Annotated in this window: 31 protein-coding genes; 3 read left to right on the forward strand and 28 right to left on the reverse strand. The window is 65.6% G+C overall.

Annotation, left to right across the window (positions count from 1 at the left end):
* Positions 1-6: 6 nt before the first annotated feature.
* The 4 genes from IB257_RS08340 to petA all read right to left on the reverse strand — a co-directional run bounded on the left by IB257_RS08340 (position 7) and on the right by petA (position 3,746).
* Positions 7-618, reverse strand: coding sequence for a glutathione S-transferase N-terminal domain-containing protein (locus tag IB257_RS08340; protein WP_006388039.1), 612 nt, complete (start codon positions 616-618; stop codon positions 7-9).
* A gap of 154 nt (positions 619-772) precedes the next feature.
* On the reverse strand, positions 773-1,624 hold the full coding sequence (locus tag IB257_RS08345; RefSeq protein WP_054455538.1) for a cytochrome c1: 852 nt from the start codon (positions 1,622-1,624) through the stop codon (positions 773-775).
* A 23-nt stretch (positions 1,625-1,647) separates the two neighbouring features.
* Positions 1,648-3,036, reverse strand: a complete 1,389-nt coding sequence (locus tag IB257_RS08350) for a cytochrome bc complex cytochrome b subunit (RefSeq protein ID WP_054455536.1) — start codon at positions 3,034-3,036, stop codon at positions 1,648-1,650.
* Positions 3,037-3,110: 74 nt separating this feature from the next.
* Positions 3,111-3,746, reverse strand: coding sequence for a ubiquinol-cytochrome c reductase iron-sulfur subunit (gene petA, locus IB257_RS08355; RefSeq protein ID WP_054455534.1), 636 nt, complete (start codon positions 3,744-3,746; stop codon positions 3,111-3,113).
* A gap of 140 nt (positions 3,747-3,886) precedes the next feature.
* Here petA and mscL point away from each other — a divergent pair, with 140 nt between their 5' ends.
* Complete coding sequence (gene mscL / locus IB257_RS08360; protein WP_042795720.1) at positions 3,887-4,333, forward strand: large conductance mechanosensitive channel protein MscL; 447 nt, start codon at positions 3,887-3,889, stop codon at positions 4,331-4,333.
* A gap of 117 nt (positions 4,334-4,450) precedes the next feature.
* Here the strand turns inward: mscL and IB257_RS08365 are convergent, their stop codons facing one another.
* Positions 4,451-5,218, reverse strand: coding sequence for an aldolase (locus IB257_RS08365; RefSeq protein ID WP_175163688.1), 768 nt, complete (start codon positions 5,216-5,218; stop codon positions 4,451-4,453).
* A 144-nt stretch (positions 5,219-5,362) separates the two neighbouring features.
* Between IB257_RS08365 and IB257_RS08370 the strand changes: the two genes are divergently transcribed.
* Positions 5,363-6,391, forward strand: coding sequence for an AraC family transcriptional regulator (locus IB257_RS08370; RefSeq protein WP_054455530.1), 1,029 nt, complete (start codon positions 5,363-5,365; stop codon positions 6,389-6,391).
* Between the two features lie 33 nt (positions 6,392-6,424).
* Here IB257_RS08370 and IB257_RS08375 read toward each other — a convergent pair whose 3' ends face one another.
* From IB257_RS08375 to IB257_RS08385, 3 genes are all read right to left on the reverse strand, one after another.
* Positions 6,425-7,756 (reverse strand): MFS transporter, encoded by a 1,332-nt coding sequence (locus tag IB257_RS08375; protein WP_192492174.1) that lies wholly within the window; start codon positions 7,754-7,756, stop codon positions 6,425-6,427.
* A gap of 50 nt (positions 7,757-7,806) precedes the next feature.
* Complete coding sequence (locus IB257_RS08380) at positions 7,807-8,433, reverse strand: glutathione S-transferase family protein (RefSeq protein ID WP_175212851.1); 627 nt, start codon at positions 8,431-8,433, stop codon at positions 7,807-7,809.
* A 268-nt stretch (positions 8,434-8,701) separates the two neighbouring features.
* Positions 8,702-9,478 carry a Nif3-like dinuclear metal center hexameric protein gene (locus tag IB257_RS08385; protein ID WP_192492175.1) on the reverse strand — a complete coding sequence of 259 codons (777 nt, stop codon included), beginning with the start codon at positions 9,476-9,478 and terminating at the stop codon, positions 8,702-8,704.
* 19 nt (positions 9,479-9,497) lie between these two features.
* Between IB257_RS08385 and IB257_RS08390 the strand changes: the two genes are divergently transcribed.
* The gene (locus IB257_RS08390) at positions 9,498-10,658 is read left to right on the forward strand and encodes a trypsin-like peptidase domain-containing protein (RefSeq protein ID WP_054455522.1); all 1,161 of its coding nucleotides are present in this window, start codon (positions 9,498-9,500) and stop codon (positions 10,656-10,658) included.
* Between the two features lie 27 nt (positions 10,659-10,685).
* On the opposite strand, the gene IB257_RS08395 is transcribed toward IB257_RS08390, so the two are convergent.
* The 20 genes from IB257_RS08395 to IB257_RS08490 form a co-directional block, all read right to left on the reverse strand.
* On the reverse strand, positions 10,686-11,054 hold the full coding sequence (locus IB257_RS08395) for a helix-turn-helix domain-containing protein (protein ID WP_054455520.1): 369 nt from the start codon (positions 11,052-11,054) through the stop codon (positions 10,686-10,688).
* 77 nt (positions 11,055-11,131) lie between these two features.
* The gene (gene tatC / locus IB257_RS08400) at positions 11,132-11,923 is read right to left on the reverse strand and encodes a twin-arginine translocase subunit TatC (RefSeq protein ID WP_054455518.1); all 792 of its coding nucleotides are present in this window, start codon (positions 11,921-11,923) and stop codon (positions 11,132-11,134) included.
* Complete coding sequence (gene tatB, locus IB257_RS08405) at positions 11,920-12,444, reverse strand: Sec-independent protein translocase protein TatB (protein WP_125471990.1); 525 nt, start codon at positions 12,442-12,444, stop codon at positions 11,920-11,922. Before tatB ends, tatC begins: the two co-directional genes overlap by 4 nt.
* Positions 12,445-12,515: 71 nt before the next feature.
* A complete protein-coding gene (gene tatA, locus IB257_RS08410) occupies positions 12,516-12,746 on the reverse strand; it encodes a Sec-independent protein translocase subunit TatA (protein ID WP_054455514.1) in 231 nt (76 codons plus the stop codon).
* A 14-nt stretch (positions 12,747-12,760) separates the two neighbouring features.
* On the reverse strand, positions 12,761-13,129 hold the full coding sequence (locus IB257_RS08415) for a histidine triad nucleotide-binding protein (RefSeq protein WP_054455512.1): 369 nt from the start codon (positions 13,127-13,129) through the stop codon (positions 12,761-12,763).
* Between the two features lie 17 nt (positions 13,130-13,146).
* Complete coding sequence (locus tag IB257_RS08420) at positions 13,147-13,497, reverse strand: phosphoribosyl-ATP diphosphatase (protein ID WP_054455510.1); 351 nt, start codon at positions 13,495-13,497, stop codon at positions 13,147-13,149.
* Entirely contained in the window at positions 13,494-13,898 is a 405-nt protein-coding gene (hisI, locus tag IB257_RS08425; protein WP_054455509.1) for a phosphoribosyl-AMP cyclohydrolase, read from the reverse strand. The genes IB257_RS08420 and hisI overlap by 4 nt, the downstream gene beginning before the upstream one ends.
* A 282-nt stretch (positions 13,899-14,180) precedes the next feature.
* Positions 14,181-14,999 (reverse strand): imidazole glycerol phosphate synthase subunit HisF, encoded by an 819-nt coding sequence (hisF, locus tag IB257_RS08430; RefSeq protein WP_119449858.1) that lies wholly within the window; start codon positions 14,997-14,999, stop codon positions 14,181-14,183.
* The gene (gene hisA / locus IB257_RS08435; RefSeq protein WP_054455505.1) at positions 14,996-15,736 is read right to left on the reverse strand and encodes a 1-(5-phosphoribosyl)-5-[(5-phosphoribosylamino)methylideneamino]imidazole-4-carboxamide isomerase; all 741 of its coding nucleotides are present in this window, start codon (positions 15,734-15,736) and stop codon (positions 14,996-14,998) included. Before hisA ends, hisF begins: the two co-directional genes overlap by 4 nt.
* A gap of 56 nt (positions 15,737-15,792) precedes the next feature.
* A complete protein-coding gene (hisH, locus tag IB257_RS08440) occupies positions 15,793-16,488 on the reverse strand; it encodes an imidazole glycerol phosphate synthase subunit HisH (RefSeq protein WP_054455503.1) in 696 nt (231 codons plus the stop codon).
* 35 nt (positions 16,489-16,523) lie between these two features.
* Complete coding sequence (gene hisB, locus IB257_RS08445) at positions 16,524-17,111, reverse strand: imidazoleglycerol-phosphate dehydratase HisB (RefSeq protein ID WP_013390948.1); 588 nt, start codon at positions 17,109-17,111, stop codon at positions 16,524-16,526.
* Between the two features lies 1 nt (position 17,112).
* On the reverse strand, positions 17,113-18,201 hold the full coding sequence (gene hisC, locus IB257_RS08450) for a histidinol-phosphate transaminase (RefSeq protein ID WP_192492176.1): 1,089 nt from the start codon (positions 18,199-18,201) through the stop codon (positions 17,113-17,115).
* Positions 18,198-19,502 carry a histidinol dehydrogenase gene (gene hisD, locus IB257_RS08455; protein WP_054455499.1) on the reverse strand — a complete coding sequence of 435 codons (1,305 nt, stop codon included), beginning with the start codon at positions 19,500-19,502 and terminating at the stop codon, positions 18,198-18,200. The genes hisC and hisD overlap by 4 nt, the downstream gene beginning before the upstream one ends.
* Before the next feature lie 53 nt (positions 19,503-19,555).
* Positions 19,556-20,233 (reverse strand): ATP phosphoribosyltransferase, encoded by a 678-nt coding sequence (gene hisG / locus IB257_RS08460; RefSeq protein ID WP_054455497.1) that lies wholly within the window; start codon positions 20,231-20,233, stop codon positions 19,556-19,558.
* Positions 20,230-21,495: a UDP-N-acetylglucosamine 1-carboxyvinyltransferase gene (gene murA, locus IB257_RS08465; RefSeq protein WP_192492177.1), complete on the reverse strand. Its 1,266-nt coding sequence runs from the start codon at positions 21,493-21,495 to the stop codon at positions 20,230-20,232. Before murA ends, hisG begins: the two co-directional genes overlap by 4 nt.
* A complete protein-coding gene (locus IB257_RS08470) occupies positions 21,495-21,740 on the reverse strand; it encodes a BolA family protein (protein WP_013390953.1) in 246 nt (81 codons plus the stop codon). Before IB257_RS08470 ends, murA begins: the two co-directional genes overlap by 1 nt.
* A gap of 5 nt (positions 21,741-21,745) precedes the next feature.
* Positions 21,746-22,558: an ABC transporter permease gene (locus IB257_RS08475; RefSeq protein WP_042795704.1), complete on the reverse strand. Its 813-nt coding sequence runs from the start codon at positions 22,556-22,558 to the stop codon at positions 21,746-21,748.
* A complete protein-coding gene (locus IB257_RS08480) occupies positions 22,555-23,367 on the reverse strand; it encodes an ABC transporter ATP-binding protein (RefSeq protein WP_054455490.1) in 813 nt (270 codons plus the stop codon). Before IB257_RS08480 ends, IB257_RS08475 begins: the two co-directional genes overlap by 4 nt.
* A gap of 169 nt (positions 23,368-23,536) precedes the next feature.
* Positions 23,537-24,166 carry a phospholipid-binding protein MlaC gene (locus tag IB257_RS08485; protein WP_175180349.1) on the reverse strand — a complete coding sequence of 210 codons (630 nt, stop codon included), beginning with the start codon at positions 24,164-24,166 and terminating at the stop codon, positions 23,537-23,539.
* Between the two features lie 37 nt (positions 24,167-24,203).
* The gene (locus IB257_RS08490) at positions 24,204-25,010 is read right to left on the reverse strand and encodes a VacJ family lipoprotein (RefSeq protein ID WP_054455487.1); all 807 of its coding nucleotides are present in this window, start codon (positions 25,008-25,010) and stop codon (positions 24,204-24,206) included.
* Between the last annotated feature and the right edge of the window lie 70 nt (positions 25,011-25,080).

The raw sequence follows: 25,080 nt of genomic DNA on the forward strand, positions 1-25,080 counted from the left end.
ACAGCCTTAGCGACGCATCACTTTTTCCGAAGGCGTCAGCGCTTCGATGTAGGCCGGACGCGAGAAGATGCGTTCGGCGTACTTTTGCAGCGGAGCCGCGTTCTTGGGCAGTTCGATGCCGTAGTGGTCCAGGCGCCACAGCAGCGGAGCCACGGCCACGTCGAGCATGGAGAATTCCTCGCCCAGCATGTACTTGTTCTTCAGCAGCATGGGGGCCAGCTGGGCCAGGCGGTCGCGGATGTTCTGGCGGGCGTTGGCCAGCTTCTTTTCGTCGGGCTTGGCGCTGCGGTCTTCCAGCGTCGAGACGTGGACGAACAGTTCCTTCTCGAAGTTGTAGAGGAACAGGCGGGTGCGGGCGCGCATGACCGGGTCGGCGGGCATCAGCTGGGGATGCGGGAAGCGCTCGTCGATGTACTCGTTGATGATGTTCGACTCGTACAGGACCAGGTCGCGTTCGACCAGAATGGGCACTTGACCGTACGGGTTCATCACCGAGATGTCTTCGGGCTTGTTGTACAGGTCGATGTCGCGGATCTCGAAATCCATGCCTTTTTCGAACAACACGAAGCGGCAGCGTTGCGAAAACGGACACGTGGTTCCGGAATAGAGCACCATCATGGCGGTAAGTCCTTTATTGAAAAACGAAAGGCCAGCGCCTTAATCTAGCAGGCGCTGGCCCCAATTGCCAGGCGGGATAGGCGTACAGCCCTATCCGCTGATGCCGTCCCCATTTGCAATCGGGGACGGATAAAAACCTGGCGGGGCGTTGCGGTTAGCGCACGTGTTTCCAGTACGAGGCGTTGAGGCGCCAGGTAACCAGGAAGAACAGCAGCAGGAACAACATGACACCGACGCCGAGACGGACGCGGAATGTCTGGACGGGTTCGGCCATCCAGGACATGAACGCAGTCAGGTCGGCGACGTCGTTGTCGTATGTTGCGACTTGGGCCGGGTTAGCGGCCTTGAATTTGGCATCGAAGGTGGCATGGCCGTGGTAGTTGGCTACCGGTTCGGCCTTGACCGTGGAAAAACCCTGTGCATCGTACACCGTGGTGACGCGTTCCCAGGTTTTGGGGGCGCCCGCCTTGCCTTCGACCTCGTGCATGGCGACGGTCGTGAGTTCGCGCGGACCCTGCACTTCCCAGAGCGCGTGGGGCATGCCCACCGACGGGAAGACCAGGTTGTTCCAGCCCGTGGGACGCGCCGTGTCGCGGTAGAAGGTGCGCAGGTAGGTGTAGATGTAGTCGGCGCCCGAGGGGCCGGCGTTCACGGATTTGGCGCGCGCGATCACGGACAAGTCCGGGGGCGTCGTGCCGAACCACTGCTTGGCGTCCTTCGGGGTCATGGCGACGTTCATCATGTCGCCGACCTTTTCGCCGGTGAACAGCAGGCTTTCCTTGATCTGCTGGTCGGTCAGCCCGATGTCCTTGAGCTTGTTGTAGCGCATCGAGGACGCGCTATGGCAGTTCAGGCAGTAGTTGACGAACAGCTTGGCTCCGTTCTGCAGCGACGACATGTCGTTGACGCGGTACGGGGCCTTGTCCAGGGGGTAGCCGCCTCCGGCGGCAAGGGTGGCGGTACACGTGAGCATCAAGGCCACGGCACCAATCAGCTTCTTGATCATGGTTAATCCGTTATCTGGTGGGCTCAGTGGGCGTGGAACGTGACGCGGTCGGGCACCTTCTTGAAAGTGCCCAGGCGGCTCCATACCGGCATCAGGAAGAAGAATGCCAGGTACAGCAGCGTGCCGATTTGCGACGTGATGTTCAACGGCGGACTGGGCGGCTGCGTACCGATGTAGCCGAGCACCAGGAAGTTGACCATGAAGATGCCGTAGATCCACTTGTGCCAGGTCGGGCGGTAGCGGATCGACTTGACCGGGGAATGGTCCAGCCACGGCAGGAAGAACAGGATGACGACCGTGCCGCCCATGGCGACCACGCCCCAGAACTTGGCGTCGATCACGCGCAGCAGCACGGCCACGACGATCAGGATGCCGGGGACGGCGATGCGCATGAAGCCCTTCAGGTTGCTCTTGACGAGCAGCGCGATGGCGCCCAGCACGGAAGCGCCCGCCAGCACCCAGGTGAACTCGTCGGTGGTGGCGCGCAGCATCGAGTAGAACGGCGTGAAGTACCAGACCGGCGCGATGTGCGGAGGCGTCTTCAGCGAGTCAGCGGGGATGAAGTTGTTGAACTCGAGGAAGTAGCCGCCCATTTCCGGCGCGAAGAACACGATGAACGCGAACACGAGCAGGAAGCCGGCCACGCCCATCAGGTCGTGGACCGAGTAGAACGGGTGGAACGGGATGCCGTCCTTCGGGCGGCCGTACTTGTCCTTCGGGCCTTGCTTGATCTCGATGCCGTCCGGGTTGTTCGAGCCGACTTCGTGCAGCGCCACCAGGTGGGCCGCGACCAGGCCCACCAGCACCAGCGGGATGGCGATGACGTGGAAGGCGAAGAAGCGGTTCAGCGTGGCATCCGACACGACGTAGTCGCCGCGGATCCAGATGGACAGCTCAGGGCCGATGAAGGGAATGGCTGCGAACAGGTTCACGATCACCTGCGCGCCCCAGTAGGACATCTGGCCCCAGGGCAGCAGATAGCCGAAGAAGGCTTCCGCCATCAGACAGAGGAAGATCGCGACGCCGAAGATCCACACGAGTTCACGCGGCTTGCGGTAGGAACCGTAAAGCAGCCCGCGCAGCATGTGCAGGTACACGACGACGAAGAACATCGACGCGCCGGTGGAGTGCATGTAGCGCACCAGCCAGCCCCACGGGACTTCGCGCATGATGTATTCGACGGACTGGAACGCGCGTTCGGCGTCCGGCTTGTAGTGCATGACCAGGAAGATGCCGGTCACGATCTGCAGCACCAGCACCAGCAGGGCCAGTGAGCCAAAGAAGTACCAGAAGTTGAAGTTCTTCGGTGCGTAGTACTCGGACAGATGGGCTTTCCAGGTGGAGGTCACCGGGAAGCGCCGGTCCAGCCAGCCCAACAGGCCTGTCGTCTCGACGGTTTTCTCGCCAGCCATGTAACGGCTCCTTCTCTAATACGTGGCGTATTTGTTTTACTTACGTAATTCGGGAAAAAAGCGCGACGCGCGCGTCAGGCCTTGTTGTCTTCATCGACGCCCACGATGATGCGGGTGTCGGTGAGATATTGGTACGGCGGGACTTCGAGGTTGTCGGGAGCGGGCTTGTTCTTGTAGACACGGCCGGCCAGATCGAACGTGGAGCCGTGGCAAGGACAGAGGAATCCGCCCTGCCAGTCGGCGCCCAGACTGCCGCCTTTCTCGAAGTGGGACGTGGGCGAGCAGCCGAGGTGGGTACAGATGCCGACGCAGACGAAGAGCTCGGGCTTGCGCGAGCGGCCTTCGTTTTCGGCGTATTTGGGCGTGAAGCCGGGGCGCTTGGAATCAGGATCGGCCAGCAAGGCGTCCTGGGTCTTGAGACCAGCGAGTTGTTCAGGCGACCGGTGGATGATCCAGACCGGTTTTCCGCGCCATTCAACCGTCTTCATGGTGCCGACGGGAATGTCGCCGACGTCCACTTCAACGGGAGCCCCGGCAGCGCGGGCCTTTTCGGAGGGAGAAAACGTGCTCACAAGCGGCACTGCCGTTGCGACACCTGCTACGCCACCCACAGCACAGGCGGTGGTAACCCAGAAACGTCGCGAAGGATCAGGTGGCAGGTTGGGATCAACCGCACCGTCATCATCGTGCACCAGCGTATCCTGACTCATCTTCCTATCCTTGTTGATGCGCCCGCTCTACGAGTAGCATCACTTCTGCGGCATCGGGTTCGCGGGAATTTGTAACAACATAGCAACCGCGTATTATAGCGCCAGCCCACTCACGGGCGTATCACGAAGGGAGTGCTTTTATGAGCAAAGCGACTGGTTTCGTCAAAGAATTCCGAGATTTCGCTGTCAAAGGCAACGCAGTGGACCTGGCGGTCGGTGTCATCATCGGCGCGGCGTTCGGCAAGATCGTCGATTCGCTGGTCAAGGACATCGTCATGCCGTTGGTCAACTTCATCCTCGGAGGCTCGGTCGATTTTTCGAACAAGTTCCTGGTTCTGTCGATGCCGGCCGGCTACAACGGCCCCATGACCTACGCCGACCTGACCAAGGCTGGCGCCAACGTTTTTGCGTGGGGTAATTTCGTCACGATCATCATCAACTTCGTGTTGCTGGCGTTCGTGATCTTCTGGATGGTCAAGGCCATCTACAAGGCCCGCACCAAGGCCGAGGAAGCGCCGGCGCCCGCTGCGACGCCCGAAGACGTGGCGCTGCTGCGCGAAATCCGCGATCTGCTCAAAAAGCCCTGATCCGATGCTGCCGCAGGCCCGGAATCCACGCAGACGCGGATCCGGGCGGCGGCTGGCGGACGTTCCCGCCGGCGCACGCCGGCCCCCGCTGAACGATCCGCTGCCTGTTTTCTTCCCCTAGTCCCGTTCCGCAGCCATTTGCCGTTCGACGCGCCGAGCGAACATGGCGAAGCTTGCGCGCACGATGCTGGGCTTGAGCAGGAAGTCGTGCGATTCGGCGGCCAGCGCATCGTTCACCGGTTTCACCTCGCCATAGGCGGCCGCCGCCTGCAGCTGATTGCGGGCGGCGCGTTCGATCAGCACCGACAGGTACAGCGCTTCCTCGATGCATGAGCCGGCCGCCAGAAAGCCATGGTTGGCCAGCAGGATGCTGCGCTTGGCGCCCAGCGCCGCCGAGATGATCTCGCCTTCCTGGTCGGCGATGGGCAGGCCGGGCCATTCCTTCAGATGAGCACAGTCGTTGTGGAACGGCGTCGCGTCCATGTGCGCGACGACCAGTGGCTGGCCCGTCATGGACAGCGTCGAGACATGGGGCGGGTGCGTGTGGATGATGCATTGCACGTCGGGACGCTGGCGATAGACCCAGAAGTGAAAGCGCACGGCAGGGTTCGGCGTGCCGGGGCCGTCGAGCACTTCCATGTTGTCGTTGATGCGGATGACCGAGGCCGGGACGATCTCGTCGAAGGCCTGGGCCAAGGGCGTCGTCAGGAACGTGCCGTCTTCCTTGCGTACGGTGATCTGGCCCGCCAGCGTTTCCGAATGGCCTTCGCTGGCGAGAATGCGACAGCTCAGGGCCACCTTCTCTTCTTCGCTCCAGTTCCCGAAGTCGAGCTTGTTCGCGGAGCGCGCAAAGAAGGCGTCGGCATGGGCTTGTTTTTCCAGCATGGGGTCTCCTTGGGATAATGGCTCCATTACACGCCCGCCTCCGCCGCCAGCGATTGACCGATCACGAACGAGGGTTGACTCAATGCGACAGGAAGGCCGGCGCCTTTCGGCCAGTGTTGGCCGACCCGACTGAGTGTTCCGAGCATGCCACGCGCCCGCCAGACAGTGAATCCATCCGCCCGGCCCGCCTGTTCCGAGGCGGATCTGAACTTTGCGCCCCAGTTCCGCCCTTTCTATGCGCAGGAGATCGCTGGCTACGAGCGCGAACTGGACAAGCTGGTGCTGCCGGGCGAATTCAGGGCCCTGACCGAACCGCCCAGGCTGCTATTGCAGGCCTGCAGGCTGCGCGCGGGCGGGCTGGTGGTGAGTCTGGAGTCCACGCCGATCAGCGTGCAGCACCGCGCGGAACATGCGGCCGATCTGGAGCATGCGGAGTTCCTGGCGAGCTTTGTGATTGCCGGACACGGCGTCATCGTGCAGAACGATGCGACGCTGCCGCTGGAACCCGGCGACATCATCTTCCGCACGACCGCGCTGCCATCGGAAATCCGGATGTACACCGATTCGCGCATTGTGGTGGTCAAGGGGCCGCTGTCGCGCCTGTTGGGCGCGCACAGCCTGGCGATGTCGCAGTTCACCGCGCAGCGGGGCGTGGCCGTCCTGCCCATGGTGCAGACCGCCCATCGCTGCCTGCATCATGTGTTCTTCGACAAGGCGGAATCGAACCCGACGTCGTCGCTGTTTGCCGAACAGGCGCTGTTGGCGCTGCTGGCTTCGATCTACACCAGCCAGGCGCTGGAGAAGATACCGGGCGATGCGCGCGGGCCCGCCGATAACTGGCAGGTGCTGGCCAGCTACATCGATGCCCACATCACCGATCCGGAACTGTCGGTGCAGGCGGTGGCGGATGTGCTGCGCGTGACCACGCGCTGGGTGCACCGCTTGTTCAAGATGCGCTCGCTGCAATACACCAGCTACGTGCGTGAACGCCGTCTGCAGCTGGCCAGGGAAGCGCTGGAGGATCCGCGGCGTGCGCATGTCGAGGTCAAGGAGATCGCGGCCTCTTGCGGCTTTCAGCACGCGAGCCATTTCATCCGCCGCTTCCATGAACGCTTCGGCATGTCGCCGGCCTTGTACCGCAAGACTGCCAGAAGCGGCAACGGCGGCGCGTAGCGTCGCGCCGCCTGCTCTTGCCGTGCCTGCGCGTCAGGCGCGGTGCAGGTCCTGCGGCGTGGGCTTCATGAGAAACGCCGAGGTGCCGGCCACGATGCCGAGGAAGGCCAGATAGACGCCGACGGGAAGAATGCTGTCGAATTTCTGCACCAGCGTGGCCGAGATCAGCGGCGCCAGCCCGCCGCCGATGGCGGCCGAGAACTGGACCCCGATGGACAATCCGGAATAGCGCAGCTCTGCGGGAAACTGCGCGCTGTAGAGGCTGGATTGCGGCGCGATCATGATCGCGTAGTTGAAGGCCATGGCGACGAAGACGGCGAGACTGTATGCCATCAACGAACCGCTGCCGACCGCGAGAAAGATCGGAATGGCCATGAGTCCCAGCAGCATGCCGCCCCAGCCACAGACGCGGCGCGCGCCGATGCGGTCGGCCAGCACGCCGAACAGCGGAATGGTGAACATCAGCACGCCGGCGCCGTAGAGCAAGGCATGCAGCGCGTCGGCGCGGCTGAAGCCGAGCTTGGACACCGCGTAGGAAACCGAGAACACCAGGAATGTGTAGATCAGCGTGACCTCGGCGATCTTGCAGCCTATGCACAGCAGCAGCGATTTGCCGTGCGCGCGCAGCAGTTCACCCAGGGGCATCTTGTCTTGCACGGACTGTCTGTTGCGCGCCTTCTCGCGCTTGACCTCTTCGAATTCAGGCGATTCGTCGATGCCGTGGCGGATGAACAGGCCGACGACGATGAGCACGGCGCTGGCCAGGAACGGCAGGCGCCAGCCCCAGGACAGGAAGTCCTCTTCCGGCAGCCGCGTCACCAGCGCGAAGGAACCGACCGACAGCAGGATGCCCAGAGGCGCGCCCACCAGCGGCAGGCTGCCGAAGAATGCCTTCCATTTGGGCGGCGCGTGTTCGACCGCCATCAGCATGGCGCCGCCCATTTCGCCGCCGAACGACAGCCCCTGGCCGATGCGCAGCGCCACCAGCAGCACCGCCGCCGAGATGCCGATCTGTTCATAGGTCGGCAGCAGTCCGATGAGCACCGTGCATATGCCCATCAGCAGCAGGCTGAGAGTCAGCATGGACTTGCGGCCGATGCGGTCGCCGAAATGGCCGAAGAGGATGCCGCCGATGGGCCGCGCCAGCATGCCGCTGGCGAAGGCTCCGAAGGCGGCCAGCGTGCCGGTCACGGGATCGAACTGCGGGAAGAAAATCTTGTTGAACACCAGCGCCGCGGCGGTACCGTAGGCGAGGAAGTCGAAGGCTTCCACGGCGGTGCCGATGACCGTGGCAACGGCGACCCGGAACAGATTCGGTTTCTTGTGTGATTGGGCTATAGGCTGCGCGGCCTGGATGGCGTCCATGTCGTTCCCTCTTGTCTTGTAATAGTGGTTTTTGTCGTTGTGCGCGGGCCTCAGGGACCCGGTGGCACATACCCCGGCAACTGCTGTATGCGCTTGCGCCACGCCGCGATGGCGGGATAGGCGTCGATGTCGACGGCGGCTTCCTCGGCCAGCGCCAGGTAGCCGTAGCAGGCAATGTCGGCCACGGTCGGCGCATCGCCGCCCGCCAGCCAGGCGTGGCTCGCAAGACGCTGGTCCAGGCGTTGCAGCACGCGGTCGGTGCGGGCCTGCATGCCAGGCACGTCGAGCAGGGCCTCGCTTACGCCCAGGTGGTGCGCGGCTTCGGCGTTGCTGACGACGTGTGTCAGGCGCAGCGGCTGGAGGCTGTTGGCGATCTCGTTGGCGGATACCGACATCCAGGCATGCATGGCGCCGATGCGCGGCAGCGGCGCCAGCCATTCGGGGGCGTAGTGATGCGCCAGATGCAGCAGGATGGCGTGGCTGTCCCAGATGGCGGTGTCGCCATCGGTCAGCGCGGGGATCTGCTGGAAGGCGCTGACGCGCTCGAATTCCGCGGTCTGGTTCTTGCGGGCCAGCACGTCGACGAACCGGCTTTGGTAGTCCCGGCCGATGAGCGCAAGAAAGAGGCGCACCTTGTAGCAGTTGCCGGAGCGCGGGTGGTCGTAGAGGGTCAGCATTCAATGGCTCCGTGTGTAGGAGGCCCGGCCGGAAGGGGCCGGCAGCGGGCGGCTGCATGGAATGCTAGGGCTGTGGACTGCGTGCGGAATTGACAGGGAGAGAACCGCGATTGACCAGATGCGACGCACAGGCGCCGCCTTGATCGCGCCCTCTGGTTTTCCCCTAGCCGAGTCCTGCCGATTCGGGCACGAGCGGCGCGCACGGCCATAGCGCGCCGTGCAATGAAAACGCCCCCTTGCGGGGGCGTGTCTTTGGGGGCGCTGCCGGTTATGCCGGGTTGTCGATGTCGACGAATTCGACCTTGATACCGAAATGTTCCGCGACCGCCTGGCCCAGCGCCTGCGCGCCGTAGCGTTCGGTGGCATGGTGGCCTGCGGCGATGAAGCCCACGCCGGTTTCGCGCGCCAGGTGCACCGTGGATTCGGAGACCTCACCCGTGATGTAGGCGCTGGCGCCTGCGTCCGCCGCATCGCCCAGCATGCCTTGCGCGCCGCCCGTGCACCAGGCCACGCGCGCCAGCGGCATGTCCGGGTCGCCCACCACCAGCGGCTGGCGGCCCAGGCGCTCGGCCACGCGCTCGCCCAACTGGCCCAGCGTCACCACGCCTTGCGCGGCGCCCAGCCAGACCAGGTTGTCGGGGCCACAGGTTTGCGGCGCGCCATCGTCGCGCAGCGCGGGCGTCAGGCCCAGCACGCGCGCCAGCTGAGCGTTGTTGCCCAGCGTAGGATGCGCGTCCAGCGGCAGATGGTAGGCGTACAGGTTCAGGTCGTTTTTCAGGGCCAGGGCCATGCGCGCGCGGCGCGTACCGATGACGCGGCGGTCCTCGTTGCGCCAGAGCCAGCCGTGGTGCACCAGCACCGCATCCGCGCCGCGCTCGACCGCCACGCGCAGCAGGGCTTCGCTGGCCGTGACTCCGGCGATAATGTGTGCGATTTCGGATCGGCCTTCCACCTGCAGCCCGTTGGGGCAATAGTCCTTGAACCGCGCCGCTTGCAGGGTGTCGTCCAGCCAGTTGGCCAGGACGTGGGAGTCCACTTTACTCATAGCTAGTCCTATCAGAATCATGCGCCGATATTGGCTGATCTTTGCTCAGGCCGTCACGGTCTGCCTGGGTATTCTATTCGTCGTGACGACCTTGCGGCCCGACCTGCTGCGGCTGGCCGGACCCGCGGCGGGGCCGCAGTCCGCAGCGGCCGCCGCAAGACCGCCCGCTGCGCGCACCCAGGCCACGGCGTCCTATGCCGAGGGCGTGGCCCGCGCGGCTCCTTCCGTGGTCAACGTATACACCACCAAGCACGTTAACGTGCCGCTGATTCCGCTGCCCGACGATCCGGTGCTGCGCCAGTTCTTTGGCCAGGTGCCCGGCGTGACCCGGCGGCAGGCCTCGACCAGCCTGGGGTCTGGCGTGATCGTGAACCAGGACGGCTACGTGCTGACCAACTACCACGTGGTGCAGGCCGCGGAAGCGATCGAGGTTGCGCTGTCCGACGGCCGCCGCGATACCGCGAAAGTGGTGGGCGCGGATCCGGACACCGATCTGGCCGTGCTGAAGCTGGCCACCTTGCGCGCCCTGCCCGCTGCCACGCTGGCGCCGGACCGGGGCTTGCGCGTGGGCGACGTGGTGCTGGCCATCGGCAATCCGTTCGGCGTGGGGCAGACCACCACGCTGGGCATCGTGTCGGCGCTGGGCCGCAACGGACTGGGCCTGAACACCTACGAGAACTTCATTCAGACCGACGCGGCGATCAACCCCGGCAATTCCGGCGGCGCGCTGGTCGACGCCGCCGGCAATCTGGTGGGCATCAACACCGCCATTTATTCCGAATCAGGCGGGTCGATGGGCATAGGCTTCGCCACCCCCATCGAGATCGCGCGCAAGGTCATGGACGAGATCGTCAAGACCGGCGCGGTCAAGCGCGGCTGGCTGGGCGTGGAGCCGCAGGACGTGACCCCGGAGCTGGCACGCGCCTTTGGGCTGGACCGCGACACCACCGGCGTGATCATCGCTGGCGTGATGCGCGACGGGCCGGCGGCGCGCGGCGGCCTGCGGGTGGGCGACATCGTGCAGTCGGTCAACGGCAAGCGGATGATGGATACCGCCAGCCTGCTGTCGGAGATCGCGCAGCTGCCGCCGGGCCAGAGCGCCAAGCTGGGAATATTGCGCAGCGGCAAGCCGGCCGAGCTGGCCGTGGTGGTGGGTACGCGCCCGGGCAAGCCGCGCTAGGACGGGGCCGGGTCCGCGGGCGGGGGCTCAGGTCGCGGCGGGGTCTTTGGCCATCAGGCGCACCGCCGACAGGATGGCTTTCTTGGTGCTTTCGGATTGGGTGCGCAGCAGCGCCCATATTTCCGTGCAATAACCGTCCGGGGCATGGTCCGGCGGGAATGCGCTGTCTTGCGGTGTATCTCCACCCGGCCCCACGCCGTCGGTCAGCCACGGCACGCTGGTGTCCAGCGCCCGCGCCAGCCGCAGCAAGGTGGCGCGAGACGGCGAGTAGCAGTCTTCGCGCATGAGGATCCGATGGATGCACGATTGCGGCACGCCGGAAATGCGCGCCAGCTGGTTCTGGCTTTTGATGCCGCGCCAGCGCATCAGGGTATGCAGTCTTTGGGCGAGTGACATAAGGGCAATGTAGAGTTGCCGCAGGCCGCCCACAAGGTGAAACGGTCCTGCTTTGTGGGCAGGACCGTCCGAAGGGATCAGTGGCGTTCTGTCAGCGAGTCCGAACCGGCCTCGCTCTCTGCTTCTGGTTTGGGAGTGACCAGCCGGGCGCAGATCAGCCCGACCTCATACAGCAGGCACAAAGGCACTGCCAGCATGAACTGGCTGACCACGTCGGGCGGTGTGACCACGGCGGCGATGATGAAGGCCCCCACCACCACGTAGCCGCGCGCTGCCTTCAGCTTGGACAGTTCGACCACGCCCATCTTCACCAGCAGCACCACGGCCACGGGCACTTCGAAGGTGATGCCGAAGGCCATGAACATCGTCATGACGAAGCTCAGGTAGGCCTCGATGTCCGGCGCCGGCGTAATGGACTGCGGCGCGAACGTGGCGATGAAGTGGAACACCGTGCGGAACACCACGAAATAGCAGAACGCCATGCCCGCGATGAACAGAAAAGTGCTGGAAACGATAAGCGGCAGCGCCAGGCGCTTTTCATGCCGGTACAGGCCGGGCGCCACGAAGGCCCAGGCCTGGTACAGCACCACAGGCAGCGCCAGGATGAACGCAGCCATCATCGTGACCTTGACGGGCACCATGAACGGCGTGATGACGCCGGTGGCGATCATGCGCGTGCCTTCGGGCAGCGAAGCCAGCATCGGCTGGGCCAGCACGTCGTAGATGGCCGACGCGCCGGGGTAGATGAACAGCACGATGAATATGCCGATCACGGCGGCGGCGGCGCGCAGCAGGCGGGTGCGCAGCTCGACCAGGTGGGAGATGAAGGTCTCCTGCTGGCCTTCTTCTTGGGAGGCGTCCTGGGTCACGTCGGGGTTCCGGAGGGCGCAACGGGCTTGGCGGCGGGCGCGGCGTCGTCGGCCTTGGGCGCGCTGGGCGCGGGTTGTTGGGTTGCGGCAGGCGCAGGCGCAGCCACCGGTGGCAGATCCAGGTCCAGGCTGTGGTTCTGGCCGGGCGGCGGCGCGATGCTGCGCTCGGGTTCGGCAGGCGTTTCGCTGGCCACGGCCGGTTCGGCCTTGATGTTGGCTTCGCGCGCGACTTCGTCGAGTTCCGCGCGGAACTGCTGGACGGGTTCCTGCAGCGAGGCCTGGGTTTCGTTCAGCGACTTCTGCACGCCCTGGGCGGCATCTTCCATTTCGCTCTTGAACTTGCGCAGTTCGTCGAGCTCGATTTCGCGCTGGATATCGGATTTCACGTCATTGACGTAACGCTGCGCGCGCCCGAGCAGGTGGCCGACGGTGCGGGCAACCTTGGGCAGGCGTTCGGGGCCGATGACGATCAGGGCGATGACGCCGATCACCATCAGTTCAGTGAAGCTGACATCAAACATTCGACGGCCGCTCGGGAGTGGATGCAATAAGGGCCGGCCTGTTCAGGACGGCCCGGGAGCCGAGCAGGCGCTCAGGAGTTGGATTTTTCCTTGGCCTGCACGTCGATGGTGTCGCCGGAGACGCGTTGTTGCGCGATCGGTTCGGCCGGCTTGTCGCCGCCGTTGGCGTCCTTCATGCCTTCCTTGAAGCCCTTGACCGCGCCGCCGAGGTCCGAGCCGATGTTGCGCAGCTTCTTGGTGCCGAAAATCAGCGCCACGATGACCAGGACAACCAACCAATGCCAGATGCTGAAACTACCCATGATGTTTCTCCGAATTACGCGTTGGGGGCCACGCGCCCTTTCCAGGGTCGCGAGCCGCCGATGATGTGGAAATGCAGATGCGGGACTTCCTGGCCGCCTTCGACGCCAGAATTGATCATGATGCGAAATCCGCCATCAGGGCCCGGATTGCAACCGTTTTCAGCGGCTAACCGCGGCGCTAACGACATCATTCTACCCAACCATTCTGCGTCCTCCCCCTTAATATCCTGCATGGATGTGACATGACGTCGAGGGATCAGCAATAAATGTACCGGCGCGGCCGGATTAATGTCGTGGAACGCAACAAAGTCCTCGTCCTCGTAGATTTTCTTGGACGGGATGTCGCCAGCGGCGATCTTGCAGAAAATACAGTTGTCGCTCATTTTTCCGGGTTCCGTGTTCAATCTTGCGGGCGGCTTGCCTTTTCCACCAGGCCGGACAGGCCCTCGCGGCGAGCCAGTTCGGCCAGTACGTCTTCGGGCCGAAGCTTGAAATGGGTCAAGGCCACCAGGCAATGGAACCACAGGTCGGCGGTTTCGCTGACGATGCGGTCGGGCACGCCGTCCTTGGCGGCCATGACCAGTTCGGTGGCTTCTTCGCCGATCTTCTTGAGGAAGGCGTCCGGGCCTTTGGCCAGCAGCTTGGCGGAATAGGAGGCTTGGGGATCGCCGCCGTTTTCGGGACGGCGGGTTTCCAGGGTATCGGCGATGCGCGCGAGGATTTCGGCGGCGCTTGCGGCTTGAGCGGTCATTTGTAGATCAGTTCGGGGTCTTTCAGCACGGGGTCCACCGTGATCCAGGATGCCTGGTCGGTCTGGCCTTCCAGGCGGCGGTAGAAGCAGCTGGCGCGCCCGGTATGGCAGGCGATGCCGCCTTGCTGGTGGATCTTGAGCAGGATCACGTCGCCGTCGCAGTCCAGGCGCAGTTCATGGACTTCCTGGGCATGGCCGGACTCTTCGCCCTTGCGCCAGAGGCGCTGGCGGGAACGCGACCAGTAAACGGCGCGCCCGGTGGCGGCCGTTTCGGCGAGCGATTCGCGGTTCATCCAGGCCACCATCAGGATCTGGCCGTTTTCGGCGTCCTGCGCGATGGCGGGTATCAGGCCGTTTTCGTCGAAGACGACATCGGCCATCCAGGCGGGTTCGTTGCTCATCTCATTCATCCGTTGTCCTCGCGCGGCGCCTTGCAGGCCGCCACTGGCGCGTGGGGACTCATAATCTTACGGCAATACCTTGTTGCACGCCTGAGAGGGGCCTCCCAAACTGATCCAGACTATCCCCAATCCAGGCCAGCCGAGCTGGGTTTTTCAATGCGTGCCAAGCAATCCGGCCTATGCAATTCGAGGCGCCACACAAGCGGGGCTGCGCGGAGCCGGGCTCTGCCGGTCCGCTGCGGCGCCCCCCTGGGGGGGAAGCGCCGCAGGCGCTTCGGGGGGCTACATCCGGACCGGGATGCCCTGCTCAGCCATGAAGTGCTTGCACTCGCCCACAGTGTGCTGGCCGAAGTGGAAGATGCTGGCGGCCAGCACCGCGCTGGCGCGGCCGGTGGTGACGCCGTCGGCCAGATGCTGCAGGTTGCCCACGCCGCCGGAGGCGATGACGGGCACGGGCACGGCGTCCGAGACGGCGCGGGTGAGTTCCAGGTCGAAACCGGACTTGGTGCCGTCACGGTCCATGCTGGTCAGCAGGATTTCGCCGGCGCCGTAGGCGGCCATGCGGCGCGCCCAGGCCACGGCGTCCAGCCCGGTGGCCTTGCGGCCGCCGTGGGTGAAGACTTCCCAGCGGGCGGGTTCGCCCGCGGCCGAGACGCGGCGCGCGTCGATCGCCACCACCACGCATTGCGAGCCGTGGTAGTCCGAGGCGGCCCGGACCAGTTCCGGATTGGCCACGGCGGCGCTGTTGATGCTGATCTTGTCGGCGCCGGCATTCAGCAGGCGCTGGATGTCGGACACCTGGCGCACGCCGCCGCCCACCGTCAGCGGAATGAAGACCTGCGAGGCCACCTGCTCGATGATGGGCAGGATCAGGTCGCGGCCGTCGCTGGTGGCGGTGATGTCGAGGAAGGTGAGTTCGTCGGCGCCCTGTTCGTTGTAGCGGCGGGCGATCTCGACGGGGTCGCCCGCGTCGAGCAGGTTGACGAAGTTCACGCCCTTGACGACGCGGCCCGCGGTGACGTCAAGGCAGGGAATGATGCGGCGGGTCAGCGCGCTTTGCACGGGCGCGCCGGCCGCGGGGGTGCTGCTGGAGGTGGTCATTTTGCCAGTTCGTCGGCGCGTGCCTGCGCCGCTTGGAAGTCGAGCGTGCCTTCGTAGATGCTGCGGCCCAGGATGGCGCCTTCGACGCCGTCTTCCTCGACGGCGCAGAGAGCTTCGATGTCCTGGATGCCGGCGATGCCGCCCGATGCGTAGACCGGGATGCGCACGTGCTGGGCCAGGCGGACCGTGGCTTCGACGTTGACGCCGGACAGCATGCCGTCGCGGCCGATGTCCGTGTAGATGATGGCTTCGCAGCCGTAGTCCTCGAACTTCTTGGCCAGGTCGAGCACGTCGTGGCGGGTCAGCTTGCTCCAGCCGTCGGTGGCGATCTTGCCGTCGCGGGCGTCCAGGCCGACGATGATCTGGCCCGGGAAGGCGCCGCAGGCGTCCTGCAGGAAGCCGGGATTCTTGACCGCGGCCGTGCCGATGATCACGTAGGAGATGCCGGCGTCGAGGTAGCGTTCGATGGTGTCGAGGTCGCGGATGCCGCCGCCGATCTGCACGGGGATGTCGTCGCCGACAGCGTCCAGGATCGCCTTGATGGGGGCTTCGTTCTTGGGTTTGCCGGCGACGGCGCCGTTCAGGTCGACCAGATGCAGGCGGCGAGCGCCTTGGTCGAGCCAGCGTGTGGCCATGGCGGCGGGGTCTTCAGAGAACACCGTTGCATCGTCCAGGTCACCCTGGCGCAGGCGCACGCAGCGCCCGTCTTTGAGATCGATGGCGGGGATCAGCAGCATGGTGGGCAGCGAAAAAATATATGGGTTGAAAGGGCTGGCGGGCGTGGGCTCGGAGCCTACGGCTGCCAGTCTACAAAATTGCGATACAGGCGCAAACCGTGCTCGGCGCTCTTTTCGGGATGAAACTGCACCGCGAAAATGTTAGCTGCCGCCACCGCGCAGGTAAAGGCAAGGCCATACTCGGTTTCACCAACAGTCAGGTCCGGATCTTCCGGGTCGGCGTAGTAGCTATGGACGAAATAGAAGTGCGTTTCGTCCGGAATGCCGGCCCAGATAGGATGAGAGCGCGTCTGGCGCACTTTGTTCCATCCCATGTGCGGGACCTTGAGGCGCTCGGGGCGGGTGTCGGCCAGTCCGGCGCCGCCGGCGTCGGTCAGGCAGGCCGCGTCATCGCTGACGGGATCGGCAAAGCCGGGGCCCGAGAAGCGGCGCACCACGCCGGGGAACAGCCCCAGGCAGGAGGTGCCGCCTTCCTCGCTGGAATCGAACAGCATCTGTTCGCCCACGCAGACGCCCAGCAGAGGCTTCTCGCGCGCGGCGCGCACCACGGCCTCGCGCAGGCCGGATTCGTTCAGGGTGCGCATGCAGTCCGCCATGGCGCCCTGGCCGGGAAACACGACGCGGTCGGCCGCGGCGATTTCCTGGGGCTGGCTGCAGATGCGGATGTCGGCATCGGGGGCGGCGTATTTCAGGGCGCGGGCGACGGAATGGAAATTGCCCATTCCGTAGTCGACGATGGCGATAGTGGTCACTTCTTTCTGCCTGCTGCGGGTGGATGGCGGAGGTGTTACAGCACGCCCTTGGTGGAGGGCACGACGTCGCCCATGCGGGGATCGACTTCCATGGCCATGCGCAGGGCGCGGCCACAGGCCTTGAAGACCGTTTCCGCCTGGTGGTGGGCGTTGACGCCGCGCAGGTTGTCGATGTGCAGCGTGATCAGGGCGTGGTTGACCAGGCCCTGGAAGAATTCGCGCGTCAGGTCCACGTCGAAGTCGCCGATGCGGGCGCGGGTGAAGGGGATGTGGTATTCCAGGCCCGGGCGGCCGGAGAAGTCCACCACCACGCGCGACAGCGCTTCGTCCAGCGGCACGTAGGCATGACCGTAGCGGCGCAGGCCGGCCTTGGTGCCGACCGCCTTGGCGATGGCCATGCCCAGCGTGATGCCCACGTCTTCCACCGTATGGTGCGCGTCGATGTGCAGATCGCCTTCCGCCTTGATGTCGAGGTCGATCAGGCCGTGGCGGGCGATCTGGTCCAGCATGTGGTCCAGGAACGGCACGCCGGTGTCGATCGTCTGCTTGCCGGTGCCGTCGATATTGACGGCCACGCGGATGCGGGTTTCGTTGGTGTTGCGGGTGATCTCAGCGGTACGCATGTTAAGCACTCAAAATCTCTTGCAGGGCGGATAGCAAGGCGGCGTTTTCGGCCGGGGCGCCCACCGAGATGCGCAGGCAGTCGGCCAGCAGCGGATGGGCGTTGGAGAAGTTGCGAATCAATATTTTGCGCGTTTTCAGGGCAAGATGCACGGCGTTGCCGTCCAGCTTGCCGGAAAAGCGGGCAAGAACGAAGTTGCCGGCGGAAGGGAATACCCGCACCCCGGGCAGTTGGGCCAGGGCGGCGGCCAGCGGTTCGCGGTCTGCACGCAGGCGGGCGGCCTGTTCGTCCAGCACCGGCTTGTGGCGCAGCACGGCCGACAGCGTGGCCTGGGTCAGCACGTCCAGGTTGTAGGGCGGGCGGACCTTGTTCAGTTCCGCGATCCAGGCTGGGTGGCCGGCCAGGTAGCCGAAGCGCAGGCCGGCCAGGCCGATCTTGGACACCGTGCGCATGACGACCACGTTCGGCGCGTCCAGCACCCGCGGCATCCAGGTGTGGCCGGCGAAGGGCTGGTAGGCCTCGTCCAGCACCACCAGGCCGGGGGCGGAGGCGATGATGGCCGCTACATCCTCATCGGACCAGAGGCCGCCGGTGGGGTTATTGGGCACGGCCAGGAACACCACCTTGGGCTGGTGTTCCTGGATGGCGGCCAGCATGGCCGGCAAGTCCAGGGTCAGGTCGGCCGTCAGCGGCACGCCGACGAAGCGGGCGTGGTCGAAGCGCGCGGCCATGTCGAAGTAGACGAACGACGGCCAGGGCGACAGCACCGTGTCACCCGGATTGCAGCAGGCCTGCACCACGATGTGGATGAGCTCGTCCGAGCCGTTGCCGAACAGCACGTCTGCCCCATCCGGCACGCCGAAGGCCGTTTTCACGGCCGCTTGCAGCGCCGACAGGTCAGCCGCGGGGTAACGGTTCAGCGGCGTGTCGCGCACGGCGCGGGCGATGTCGTCGCGAACCGCCTCGGGCAGTTCGTAGGGGCATTCCATGGCGTCGAGCTTGATGCAGCCCTCGGCATGGGCCACGGGATAGGCGGCCAGCTCGCGGATGTCCGCCCGGACGGTGCCGGCGATGCGGCCCGGCACGCTCATGGCTGGTCGATCCGGTATTGGGCGCTGGCGGCATGCGCCTGCAAGCCCTCGCCCAGCGCCAGTTCGGCGGCGATGCGGCCCAGCTTCTGGGCGCCCTGATGCGAAACCTGGATCAGGCTGGAGCGCTTCTGGAAGTCATAGACGCCCAGCGGCGAGGAAAAGCGCGCAGTGCGCGAGGTCGGCAGCACGTGGTTGGGACCGGCGCAGTAGTCGCCCAGCGATTCGGAGCTGAAGCGGCCCATGAAGATGGCGCCTGCGTGGCGGATCTGCGCGGTCCATTTTTCGGGGTTCTCGGTGGAGATCTCGAGGTGCTCGGGCGCGATGTCGTTGGCGATCCGGCAGGCTTCTTCGAGATCCTGGACCAGGATCAGCGCGCCGCGGTTGGCCAGGCTGACGCGCAGGATGTCGGCGCGCGGCATGGTGGGCAACAGGCGTTCGATCGAGGCCTGCACTTCTTCGATGAAGGCGGCGTCCGGGCACAGCAGGATGGATTGCGCCAGTTCATCGTGCTCGGCCTGGGAGAACAGGTCCATGGCGATCCAGTCGGCCGGCGTCTTGCCGTCGCAGATGACCAGGATTTCGCTGGGGCCGGCGATCATGTCGATGCCGACGACGCCGAACACGCGGCGCTTGGCGGCGGCGACGTAGGCGTTGCCCGGGCCGACGATCTTGTCCACGGCCGGCACGGTGGCGGTGCCGTAGGCCAGCGCGCCCACGGCCTGCGCGCCGCCGATGGCGAAGACGCGGTCCACGCCGGCGATGGCCGCGGCGGCCAGCACGATGGGATTGCGCACGCCGTCCGGCGTGGGCGTGACCATGACCAGTTCCTGCACGCCCGCGACCTTGGCCGGAATGGCGTTCATCAGCACCGAGGACGGATAGGCGGCCTTGCCGCCGGGCACATACAGGCCCACGCGGTCCAGCGGAGTCACCTGCTGGCCCAGCATGGTGCCGTCGGCATCCGTGTAGGTCCAGGTCTCGGCGCGCTGGCGTTCGTGGTAGCTGCGCACGCGGTCGGCGGCGGCTTCCAGCGCGTTGCGCTGAGCGGCGGGCAGCGCGGCCAGGGCCGCCTGCCAGTCCGCCTTGGGGATCTCCAGCGTCTGGGCCGATGCGCCGGGCATGCGGTCAAAGCGCTGCGTGTATTCCACCAGCGCGGCGTCGCCGCGGGCGCGCACGTCGGCCAGGATGCCGGCCGCGGCGCGGTCGATGGATTCGTCCTCGGTGGCTTCGAAGGCCAGCAGCGTGGACAGGGCGGATTTGAATCCGGGATCGCGGGAGTCGAGACGATTGATCAGGGCCATGGCGTCATGGAGCAAGCAGGTAACGGCCGCCGCGGCGTCGCGGCGGGCGAGGGTCAGGCGTTGCGGGCAGCGGCTCTTTCGAAGGCGTCCAGCAGCGGTTGCAGGCGGGCGCCGCGGGTCTTCAGCGCGGCCTGGTTGACGATCAGGCGCGAGGAGATCGGCATGATGTCTTCCACCGCGACCAGGTCGTTGGCGCGCAGGGTGCCGCCGGTGGACACCAGGTCCACGATGCAGTCGGCCAGTCCCACCAGCGGCGCCAGTTCCATCGAACCATACAGCTTGATGATGTCCACGTACACACCCTTGGCCGCGAAGTGTTCACGGGCTGACTGCACGTATTTGGTGGCCACGCGCAAACGCGCGCCCTGGTGGACGGCGCCTTCGTAGTCGAAGCCCTTGCGCACGGCCACGGCCAGGCGGCACTTGGCGATGTTCAGGTCGATCGGCTGATACAGGCCGCCGGGCTGCTCCTTGGCGTGCTCGATGAGCACGTCCTTGCCCGCGATGCCGAGGTCGGCCGCGCCGTACTGCACATAGGTGGGCACGTCCGAGGCGCGCACGATGATCAGGCGCAGGCCGGGGTCGCTGGTGGGCAGGATCAGCTTGCGCGAGCTTTCGGGATTCTCGGGGACTTCGATGCCGGCCTCGGCCAAGAGCGGCATGGTTTCTTCGAAGATGCGCCCTTTGGACAGGGCCAGGGTCAAGGGGGGGATGACGGTGGCATCGTTCATGCCTGTTCCTTGGTGACGCGTTGGATGTTCGCGCCCAGGGCGCGCAGTTTGACTTCCATCTGGTCGTAGCCGCGATCCAGGTGGTAGATGCGGTCGACGAGGGTTTCGCCTTCGGCCGCGAGGCCGGCGATGACCAAGCTGGCCGAGGCGCGCAGGTCGGTGGCCATGACGGTGGCGCCCGACAGCTTCGGCACGCCGCGCACGATGGCGGTGTGGCCGTCGATGTCGATGTCCGCGCCCATGCGGCGCAGTTCCTGCACGTGCATGTAGCGGTTTTCGAAGATGGTCTCGACGACGACCGAGGTGCCTTCGGCCACGGCGTTCAGCGCCATGACCTGGGCCTGCATGTCGGTGGCGAAGCCGGGGTACTCCAGCGTGCGAAAGCCCACGGCGCGAGGGCGCGAGGACATGGCACAGCGGATCCAGTCGGGGCCGGTCTCGATGGTGAGGCCGGCCTCGGTCAGCTTGCCCAGCGTGGCGCCGAGGATGTCCGCGTCGGTATTGCGCAGGACGATGTCGCCGCCCGCCGCGCCGACGGCGCACAGGAAGGTGCCGGCTTCGATGCGGTCGGAGATGACGCGGTGTTCGGCGCCGTGCAGGCACTCGACGCCGTCGATCACGATGCGGCTGGTGCCGTGGCCCTGGATGCGAGCGCCCATCTTGATGAGCAGTTCGGCCAGGTCCACCACTTCCGGTTCGCAGGCGGCGTTTTCCAGCACGGTCCGGCCTTCGGCCAGCACGGCGGCCATCAGCAGGTTCTCGGTGCCGGTGACGGTGACCATGTCGGTGCGCACGGAGGCGCCCTTCAGGCGCTTGGCGCGCGCCACCACGAAGCCGTGTTCGATGCTGATTTCCGCGCCCAGCGCGGCCAGGCCCTTGATGTGCTGGTCCACGGGGCGCTGGCCAATGCTGCAGCCGCCGGGCAGGCTGACGCGGGCTTCGCCGAAGCGCGCCAGCAGAGGGCCCAGCACCAGGATGGACGCCCGCATGGTCTTGACCAGATCGTAGGGAGCTTCCAGCTTGTCGACCTGGTTGGCCTGCAGCGTGACCGTGCCGTCCGCGTCACGCTCGGCGCGCATGCCCATGCGGCCCAGCAGGCGCAGCATGGTGGCCGTGTCGTTCAGGTGCGGCACGTTGCTGAGGGTCAGCACGTCGGCGGTCAGCAGGCCTGCGCACAGGATGGGCAGGGCCGAGTTCTTGGCGCCGGAGATGGAGATTTCGCCTTGCAGGCGCGAACCTCCGGTGATGCGTAGCTTGTCCATTACTTGCCTGCTTGCTGGTATTCGGCGGGAGTCAGGGTGCGCATGGACAGCGCATGGATCTCGGCCTTCATGCGGTCGCCGAGCGCGGCATAGACCAGCTGGTGGCGCTGGATCAGGCGCTTGCCTTCGAAGGCAGTGCTGACGATGACCGCGTCGAAATGCGAGCCGTCGCCTTGCACGTCTAGGTGTTCACAGGGCAGGCCGTCCGCGATGTATTGGCGGACTTGCGCGGGAGTGGGAAGCATGGACGTCAGTTCCTGAGTTTGTAGCCGCTGGCCAGTAGCCGCAGCGCATAGAGCGATAGCGCGAGGAACACCCCCGTCACCACCGCCAGGCTGCGCCAGGGGGAGACGTCCGACACCGAGAAGAATCCGTAGCGGAAGCCGTCGATGGTGTAGAAGATGGGGTTCCAATGGGACACGCCCTGCCAGAAGGCGGGGAGCGTGTGGATGGAATAGAACACGCCGGACAGGAAGGTGGCCGGCATGATGAGGAAGTTCTGGAAGGCCGCGAGCTGGTCGAATTTTTCGGACCAGAGGCCCGCGATCAGGCCCAGCACGCCCATGATGCCGCAGGCCAGCACGGCGAAGACGGCCAGCCACAGCGGGTGGGCGGGAATCAGCGACACGAAGAACAGCGCCACCACCCACACGCACAGCCCGACCGCGAGGCCGCGCACGATCGCCGCCAGCACATAGGCGGCGAAGATGTCGCGGTGCGACAGCGGCGGCAGCAGCATGAAGACCAGGTTGCCCGTGATGCGGCTCTGGATCAGCGACGACGAGGGATTGGCGAAGGCGTTCTGCAGCATGCTCATCATCATGAGCCCGGGAATCAGGAACGCCGTGTAGGGCACGCTGCCATACACCATGACGCGCCCTTCCAGCACGTGGGCGAAGACCAGCAGGTACAGCAGCGCGGTGATGACGGGCGCGGCGATGGTCTGGAAGCTGACTTTCCAGAAGCGCAGCAATTCCTTGCGCAGCAAGGTCGGGAAGCCGGAGCCCGCATCCAGGCGGGGCTGCACCAGCGGCTGGCTGGCGGTCGCGGCGGGCTGGGTCATGACGAGATCTCTTCGGGTTGCAGGGCGGGCGCGGGTTGCTCGTCGCCTTCGTGCATGATGCGCACGAAGGCGTCTTCCAGGTCGACCCCGCCGACGCGGGCCATCAGGGCCTGGGTGGTGTCCAGCGCCACGATGCGGCCGCGCTTGAGCATGGCGATGCGGCCGCACAGGGCTTCCGCTTCTTCCAGGTAGTGGGTGGTCAGCATGATGGTGTGGCCGGCCTTGTTCAGGCGCGAAATGAATTCCCACAGCGTGCGCCGGAGGTCCACGTCGACGCCGGCGGTGGGTTCGTCCAGCACGATCACGGGCGGACGGTGCACCAGCGCCTGGGCCACCAGCACGCGGCGCTTCATGCCGCCGGACAGCGCCCGCATATTGGAGTTGGCCTTGTCGGCCAGCCCCAGGTTGAACAGGATTTCGTCGATCCAGTCGTCGTTCTTGCGCAGGCCGAAATAGCCGGACTGGATGCGCAGGGTCTCGCGCACCGTGAAGAACGGGTCGTAGACCAGCTCTTGCGGCACCACGCCCAAAGCCCGCCGCGCCGACTTGTAGTCGGCCACGACGTCGTATCCACAGACCGTGGCGCGGCCCGAACTGGCGTGCGCCAAGCCGGCCAGGATCGAGATCAGCGTGGTCTTGCCGGCGCCATTGGGGCCGAGCAGGCCGAAGAACTCGCCGTGCTCGATATTCAGGCTGACATTGTCCAGCGCCTGGAAGCCGGCGGCGGGCGCGCGCCCGAGCAGCTTCTGCCAGCCGCGCTGGCGCGGGGAGTAGACCTTGGAGACGTTTTCTAGACTGACGGCGGACATGACGGCGGGAGATGGCCCGAAAAGAGCGAATTGATCATTATATAAGCGCGTCGCTGCCGTTCCGGCCGGTAGCCCTGGCATTCCCCCGGGTATCCGACTGGTCTGTCCCTAAAAGAATCGGCCCGGCGGGCCACTGGGGCGCGCCGGGCCGCGACAGCCGCAAGGCCGATCATTGGTTGCGTTGGTTCAACGCCTTGATCAGGCCGTCGATGCCGTCGCGGTTGATCTGCTGCGCGAACTGGTTGCGGTAGTTCTCGATGAGCCAGATGCCTTCGACGTTCATGTCATAGATCTTCCAGCCTTGGCCCGTCTTTTCCAGGCGGTAGTCGACGCCCACCGGCTGGTCGTTGCCCTGGGAGATCAGGGTGCGCACGACCACGTCGTCGGCTTTGGGGTCGCCGCGGAACGGCAGTGCGCGCACCGTGGTGCTGGACGTGACGCGGGTCAGCGCGCCGCTGTAGGTGCGCACCAGCGTGCCGCGGAAGGCCTCGGCCAGTTCCTTTTTCTGCACATCGTTGGCCTGGCGCCAGTAGCGGCCGGCGGCCAGGCGCGTGGTCTTCTGGAAGTTGACGTAGGGCAGGATGTGCTCGTTGACGACCTGGTTGATGCGGGCGGTGTTGCCCGCCTTGACGGCGCCGTCGGCCTTCAGCACGTCCAGGGCCTCGTTGGCCGCGGCGAGCACGAACTGGTCGGGAGAACCGTTGGGGTCGGGTTTGGCCTGCGCGCCGGCGCTCAGGCCCAGAGCCACGAGGCCCGTGAAAACCAGACGCTGCAGCAGGGAAACAAAGGAAACTCGCATCAAAACTCCTTACTTGTACTGGGGCGCACCCCGCGGCTTACTTGGCCGCAGGTTGCGCCGCGGGTTGAGCCGCCGGCTGCGCGGCGGGGGCGGCGTCGTCCTCGTCGTCTTCGTAGTTGGGCAGCGAGGACTCGTCGTCCACCTTCTGGCCCAGCACCATGGCGGCGCGGCGCTGCAGATAGGCGTCGCGCACGAAGCTGTAGGGATCGAGCGCGACGCGGTCGATGGTGTCGGTGGCGCTCAGCAGGCTGGCGCGCGTGTCCACCACGCGCAGGCCCCACAGCGAGTTGCGCAGGCGCACGTTGTCGATGGAATCGACGCCCATGTAGCCGTAGGTGGTGCCCGCGTAGTCGCCGATCAGGCCAGCGCCGTCGCGTACCGACGACGAGCCGAAGAACGGCAGCACCAGGTACGGACCCTGGCTGAAGCCCCACACGCCCAGCGTGGTGCCGAAGTCGTTCGGGATGCGGCGCGCGCCGTTGGCCGAGGCGACGTCGAAGCAGCCGCCCACGCCCATGGTGGTGTTGAACAGGAAGCGGCCCAGCGTGTTGACGAAGTCGTGGCCGCGGCCCTGCAGGAAGCTGTTGGCGCCGGACCAGAGGTCACCGACGTTGCTGAAGATGTTGTGCACGCAGCTGCGCACCGGCTGCGGCGTGACGAAGGTGTAGGCCTGCGCCACCGGCTTGAAGACGGCACGGTCGACGGTGTCGTTGAATTTGTAGACGCCCCGGTTGAAGCCTTCCCAGGGATCGCGGGGATCCGGGTTCTGCGGCGCGGCGCAGCCTGCCATCAGCGCGCCCGCGGCGGCAACGGTGGCAATCCTGCAAATGGTTTTCTTATTCATGATCAGGGCATCCCTATCAACGATTCTTATGATATTGCGTACCTTGGACGCGCTGCTGTTACCGCGTCTG

The organism is Achromobacter sp. ACM03 (genome assembly GCF_014851665.1).
Lineage (GTDB): Bacteria > Pseudomonadota > Gammaproteobacteria > Burkholderiales > Burkholderiaceae_B > Achromobacter > Achromobacter aegrifaciens.

Excerpts from the sequence above, each read along its gene's own strand:
- tatB (WP_125471990.1), bottom strand. The coding sequence starts at position 12,444 with ATGTTTGATGTCAGCTTCACTGAACTGATGGTGATCGGCGTCATCGCC.
- hisF (WP_119449858.1), bottom strand. The coding sequence starts at position 14,999 with ATGACCACCTCCAGCAGCACCCCCGCGGCCGGCGCGCCCGTGCAAAGC.
- hisG (WP_054455497.1), bottom strand. The coding sequence starts at position 20,233 with ATGAACGATGCCACCGTCATCCCCCCCTTGACCCTGGCCCTGTCCAAA.
- IB257_RS08385 (WP_192492175.1), bottom strand. The coding sequence starts at position 9,478 with ATGAGTAAAGTGGACTCCCACGTCCTGGCCAACTGGCTGGACGACACC.
- mscL (WP_042795720.1), top strand. The coding sequence starts at position 3,887 with ATGAGCAAAGCGACTGGTTTCGTCAAAGAATTCCGAGATTTCGCTGTC.
- hisB (WP_013390948.1), bottom strand. The coding sequence starts at position 17,111 with ATGCGTACCGCTGAGATCACCCGCAACACCAACGAAACCCGCATCCGC.
- hisA (WP_054455505.1), bottom strand. The coding sequence starts at position 15,736 with ATGCTGCTGATCCCCGCCATCGATCTCAAAGACGGGCGCTGCGTGCGC.
- IB257_RS08365 (WP_175163688.1), bottom strand. The coding sequence starts at position 5,218 with ATGCTGGAAAAACAAGCCCATGCCGACGCCTTCTTTGCGCGCTCCGCG.
- IB257_RS08475 (WP_042795704.1), bottom strand. The coding sequence starts at position 22,558 with ATGACCCAGCCCGCCGCGACCGCCAGCCAGCCGCTGGTGCAGCCCCGC.
- IB257_RS08340 (WP_006388039.1), bottom strand. The coding sequence starts at position 618 with ATGATGGTGCTCTATTCCGGAACCACGTGTCCGTTTTCGCAACGCTGC.
- hisC (WP_192492176.1), bottom strand. The coding sequence starts at position 18,201 with ATGAGCGTGCCGGGCCGCATCGCCGGCACCGTCCGGGCGGACATCCGC.
- IB257_RS08420 (WP_054455510.1), bottom strand. The coding sequence starts at position 13,497 with ATGACCGCTCAAGCCGCAAGCGCCGCCGAAATCCTCGCGCGCATCGCC.
- hisI (WP_054455509.1), bottom strand. The coding sequence starts at position 13,898 with ATGAGCAACGAACCCGCCTGGATGGCCGATGTCGTCTTCGACGAAAAC.
- IB257_RS08470 (WP_013390953.1), bottom strand. The coding sequence starts at position 21,740 with ATGCTTCCCACTCCCGCGCAAGTCCGCCAATACATCGCGGACGGCCTG.
- hisD (WP_054455499.1), bottom strand. The coding sequence starts at position 19,502 with ATGGCCCTGATCAATCGTCTCGACTCCCGCGATCCCGGATTCAAATCC.
- murA (WP_192492177.1), bottom strand. The coding sequence starts at position 21,495 with ATGGACAAGCTACGCATCACCGGAGGTTCGCGCCTGCAAGGCGAAATC.
- IB257_RS08345 (WP_054455538.1), bottom strand. The coding sequence starts at position 1,624 with ATGATCAAGAAGCTGATTGGTGCCGTGGCCTTGATGCTCACGTGTACC.
- IB257_RS08375 (WP_192492174.1), bottom strand. The coding sequence starts at position 7,756 with ATGGACGCCATCCAGGCCGCGCAGCCTATAGCCCAATCACACAAGAAA.
- IB257_RS08380 (WP_175212851.1), bottom strand. The coding sequence starts at position 8,433 with ATGCTGACCCTCTACGACCACCCGCGCTCCGGCAACTGCTACAAGGTG.
- IB257_RS08415 (WP_054455512.1), bottom strand. The coding sequence starts at position 13,129 with ATGAGCGACAACTGTATTTTCTGCAAGATCGCCGCTGGCGACATCCCG.
- IB257_RS08485 (WP_175180349.1), bottom strand. The coding sequence starts at position 24,166 with ATGCGAGTTTCCTTTGTTTCCCTGCTGCAGCGTCTGGTTTTCACGGGC.
- IB257_RS08480 (WP_054455490.1), bottom strand. The coding sequence starts at position 23,367 with ATGTCCGCCGTCAGTCTAGAAAACGTCTCCAAGGTCTACTCCCCGCGC.
- petA (WP_054455534.1), bottom strand. The coding sequence starts at position 3,746 with ATGAGTCAGGATACGCTGGTGCACGATGATGACGGTGCGGTTGATCCC.
- tatA (WP_054455514.1), bottom strand. The coding sequence starts at position 12,746 with ATGGGTAGTTTCAGCATCTGGCATTGGTTGGTTGTCCTGGTCATCGTG.
- IB257_RS08395 (WP_054455520.1), bottom strand. The coding sequence starts at position 11,054 with ATGTCACTCGCCCAAAGACTGCATACCCTGATGCGCTGGCGCGGCATC.
- IB257_RS08350 (WP_054455536.1), bottom strand. The coding sequence starts at position 3,036 with ATGGCTGGCGAGAAAACCGTCGAGACGACAGGCCTGTTGGGCTGGCTG.
- IB257_RS08370 (WP_054455530.1), top strand. The coding sequence starts at position 5,363 with ATGCCACGCGCCCGCCAGACAGTGAATCCATCCGCCCGGCCCGCCTGT.
- IB257_RS08390 (WP_054455522.1), top strand. The coding sequence starts at position 9,498 with ATGCGCCGATATTGGCTGATCTTTGCTCAGGCCGTCACGGTCTGCCTG.
- IB257_RS08490 (WP_054455487.1), bottom strand. The coding sequence starts at position 25,010 with ATGAATAAGAAAACCATTTGCAGGATTGCCACCGTTGCCGCCGCGGGC.